Below are 3,917 nucleotides of genomic sequence, written 5' to 3' on the forward strand. Positions count from 1 at the left end.
GTGGGGGCTGCCGTGGGGGCGCTGGGGCTGTTGCTCGCGTCGTTTCCGCTGTTCCTGCTGGGGTCGTTCCTGACGGGCATCTACATGTCGGCGCAGGGGTTCTACCGCTTCGCCGCCGCCGACACCGCGTCCGAGGGGTTCCGCCCCAAGGCGATCAGCTGGGTGATGGCGGGGGGCCTCCTGTCGGCGGTGCTGGGTCCGCAGCTGGTCAAGGTGACGGCCGATGTGATGGTGGTGCCGTTCCTGGGCGTCTATCTTGCGGTGATCGCGGTCAATCTGGTGGGCGTGTTCCTGTTTGCGTTCCTCGACATCCCCCGGCCGCCCGCGCCGCGCCCCGGCGCAGCCCCCGGCCGCAGCCGGATGGCGCTTCTGCGCGAGCCGCGCATCGCCGTGGCGATCATCTGCGCCACGGTGTCCTATGCGCTGATGAACCTGGTGATGACCTCCACGCCGATCGCGGTGGTGGGGTGCGGGTTCACCACCGGACAGGCGGCCGACATCGTCTCGGCGCATGTGCTGGCGATGTATGCGCCGTCGTTCTTTACCGGGCATCTGATCAACCGCTTCGGGGTGGAGCGGATCGTTGCGCTGGGGCTGACGATTCTGGCCGGCGCCGGGGGTGTGGCGTTGATGGGGGTGGAGCTGGAGCACTTCTACATCTCGCTGATCCTGCTGGGCATCGGCTGGAACTTCGGCTTCATCGGGGCCACGGCGATGCTGGCGTCGGCCCATGGCGTGGCCGAGCGTGGGCGGCTTCAGGGCATGAACGACCTGATCGTGTTCGGCGGCGTGACGCTGGCCTCGTTGTCGTCGGGGGGGCTGCTGAACTGTTCCGGGGGCACGGTGGAGCAGGGCTGGCAGCTTGTGAACATCGCCATGCTGCCGTTCCTGGTGCTGGCGGGCGGGGCGCTGATGTGGCTGTGGCTGCGGCCACGGGCCGCCTGACCGCGCCCGGCGTGGTCTAGTCCAGCGCCCGGCGGGCCCGCAGCGCGGCGGTGATCGTGCCATCGTCGAGGTAGTCAAGCTCGCCGCCGATGGGCACCCCCTGCGCCAGCGAGGTGACGCGGGCACCGGTGCCCTCCAGCGCTTCGGCGATGTAATGGGCGGTGGTCTGGCCGTCGACGGTGGCGTCGAGGGCAAGGATCACTTCGGTGATGCCATCGTCGGCCACGCGGGCGGCCAGTGCGGGCAGGCGCAGCTCCTCGGGGCCGACGGCGTCGAGGGCCGACAGCAGGCCCCCGAGCACATGGTAGCGGCCGCGGAACGTGCCCCCGCGCTCCAGCGCCCAGAGGTCGGCCACATCGGCCACCACGCAGATCTCTCCGGTGGCGCGACGGGGGTCGGTGCAGATGTCGCAGACCTCCGCGCCCGAGATGTTGCCGCACACCGCACAGTCGCGCGCGCCGCGGGCGACCCGCTCCAGCGCCTGCGCCAGCGGCAGCATGGTCTGCCCGCGCCGCTTGAGCAGGAACAGCACCAGCCGCCGGGCGGAGCGTGGCCCCAGCCCCGGCAGCCGCGCCACCTGTTCGATCAGGGCCGCGATCTCGCGCCCGGCCTCGGCCATGCCCGCGCCCCCCGGCCAGTTGTCAGCAGACCCTGAGGCCCTCAGAACGGCAGTTTCATGTCCGCCGGCAGGCCCATGCCCTCGGTCAGCTTGCGCATCTCGGCCTGGCTGAACTCGCTCGCGCGGCTTTGCGCGTCCTTGATGGCGGCGAGGATCAGGTCCTCCACCACTTCCTTCTCGTCGGCGTTGAAGATCGACGGGTCGATGTCCAGCGCCGTCAGCTCGCCCTTGCCGGTGGCTGTGGCCTTGACCAGCCCCGCGCCGCTTTCGCCGGTGACGGTGGCAGCGGCGAGGCTCTCCTGCATCTCCGCCATCTTGCCCTGCATCTCCTGGGCGGCCTTCATCATCTTGCCCAGATCGCCGAGGCCACCGAGGCCCCCCAGTCCCTTCAGCATCGCCATCACTCCTGTTGTGCTGGCATGGGTGATACGCGCGGGGCGGGCGCGGGACAAGTCGGGATGCGGGTCAGTCGTCCTCGAACGGGTCCCAGTCGTCGGGGATGTCATCGCCGCCGCCCGCTGCGGGGTCGTCGTCGGGGGCCGCCGGCAGGATCGCCTCGGGCGGGGCGAGGGGGCGGATGTCGGTGATCTCGGCGGTGGGAAAGACCGCGAGGATGGCCTGTACCAGAGGGTTGTCCCGGGCGGTGGCGCGGGCGCGGCCTTCGGCGGCGCGGCGCGCCTCCCGGATGGTGGGGGCGCCGCCCGACCCGGTGACCGACACGGTCCAGCGCGCCCCGGTCCACGTCCGCAGCCGCTGGGCCAGCCGCGCCGCAAGGTCGGGCGCGGCGGTGTCGGTGGGCGCGAACTCGATCCGGCCGGGGGCATAGTGCACGAGGCGGACATCCGCCTCCACCTCCATCAGAAGCGGCATGTCGCGCCGGTCGCGGATCAGTGCCACGACGCTGTCGAAGTCCGGCCAGGCGGACAGGCTGGGCGCGGCCTGGGCGGGCGCCAGCGCGCGGGCGGTGGCGATGGGGCCCGGCCCGGTGCCGGGGGATGTGGCGGCCGGCGTACCGGCTGCGGGACCATGCCGGGCCTGCGGGCCGCCGCCGTTGCCCCCGGCCGGGCCATGCGGGGCGCGGGCCGCGGGTGTGGCCGGGTCCGCCAGCTTGCGCATCAACTCCTCCGGGCCGGGCAGGTCGGCGACGTGGGTCATGCGGATCACCGCCATTTCGGCCGCCATCATGGCGTTGGGCGCATGCGCGACCTCTTCCAGCGCCTTGAGCAGCATCTGCCACATCCGGCTGAGGACCCGCATCGGCAGGCGCTCGGCCATGTCGCGGCCGCGCGCACGCTCGTCCGAGGACACGGTGGGGTCCTCGGACGCGTCCGGGGTGATCTTGACCACGCTGACCCAGTGCGTGACCTCGGCCAGGTCGCGCAGCACCGCGATCGGGTCGGCGCCGTCGGCGTATTGCCCGCCGAGTTCGCGCAGCGCGCCCGCGCAATCGCCCCGCAGGATCAGATCCAGAAGGTCCATCACCCGGCCCCGGTCCGCGAGCCCCAGCATCGCGCGCACGGCCTCGGCCGAGGTGGCGCCCTGGCCGTGACTGATCGCCTGGTCGAGCAGGCTGAGCGCGTCGCGCACCGACCCTTCGGCCGCGCGGGTGATCATCGCGAGCGCCTCCGCGGCGACCTCGGCGCCCTCGGCCTCACTGATGCGGCCGAGGTGGGCCATCATCACCTCCGGCTCGATCCGGCGCAGGTCGAACCGCTGGCAGCGCGACAGCACGGTGACGGGCACCTTGCGGATCTCGGTGGTGGCAAAGAGGAACTTGACGTGCGCGGGGGGTTCCTCCAGCGTTTTCAGAAGCGCGTTGAAGGCGTTGGTCGACAGCATGTGGACTTCGTCGATGATGTAGACCTTGTGGCGCGCCGAGGCCGCGCGGTAGGCGACGCTGTCGATGATCTCGCGGATGTCGCCCACGCCGGTGCGCGAGGCGGCGTCCATCTCCAGCACGTCGACGTGGCGGCCGGCGGCGATGGCGCGGCAGGGCTCGCACACGCCGCAGGGGCTGGTGGTGGGGCCGCCGGTGCCGTCGGGGCCGATGCAGTTGAGGCCCTTGGCGATGATGCGCGCGGTGGTGGTCTTGCCGGTGCCGCGGATGCCCGTCAGGATGAAGGCATGCGCGATGCGCCCCGACTTGAAGGCGTTCCGGAGGGTGCGGACCATCGCCTCCTGGCCGATCAGGTCGGCGAAGGTCTCGGGCCGGTACTTGCGGGCGAGGACCTGATAGGCGGAGGTGTCGGACATGGGCGCCTCGGGGGATTCTGACTTTGGGGCAGGCTAGGGTGCGGGGCGGGCGGCGTCCACCCGGCCAGGTGGCGCGGCGGGGGCCTGCGCCCGCTCCGCA

Annotated in this window: 4 protein-coding genes; 1 reads left to right on the forward strand and 3 read right to left on the reverse strand. The window is 72.1% G+C overall.

The genetic code is table 11. The features are described 5' to 3' along the window. Positions 1 to 945, forward strand: a 945-nt coding sequence (locus tag CCR87_RS00955) for an MFS transporter (protein WP_201155458.1), incomplete at its 5' end; no start/stop codon positions are given. 16 nt (positions 946 to 961) lie between these two features. Here CCR87_RS00955 and recR read toward each other — a convergent pair. The 3 genes from recR to CCR87_RS00970 all read right to left on the reverse strand — a co-directional run bounded on the left by recR (position 962) and on the right by CCR87_RS00970 (position 3,817). After that, positions 962 to 1,564, reverse strand: coding sequence for a recombination mediator RecR (gene recR / locus CCR87_RS00960; RefSeq protein ID WP_201155459.1), 603 nt, complete (start codon positions 1,562 to 1,564; stop codon positions 962 to 964). A gap of 41 nt (positions 1,565 to 1,605) precedes the next feature. Further along, positions 1,606 to 1,959, reverse strand: coding sequence for a YbaB/EbfC family nucleoid-associated protein (locus CCR87_RS00965; RefSeq protein ID WP_201155460.1), 354 nt, complete (start codon positions 1,957 to 1,959; stop codon positions 1,606 to 1,608). A gap of 70 nt (positions 1,960 to 2,029) precedes the next feature. Beyond that, positions 2,030 to 3,817, reverse strand: a complete 1,788-nt coding sequence (locus CCR87_RS00970) for a DNA polymerase III subunit gamma/tau (RefSeq protein WP_201155461.1) — start codon at positions 3,815 to 3,817, stop codon at positions 2,030 to 2,032. Positions 3,818 to 3,917 lie beyond the last annotated feature (100 nt).

This window comes from Rhodobaculum claviforme (assembly GCF_016653255.1).
GTDB classification, from domain to species: domain Bacteria; phylum Pseudomonadota; class Alphaproteobacteria; order Rhodobacterales; family Rhodobacteraceae; genus Rhodobaculum; species Rhodobaculum claviforme.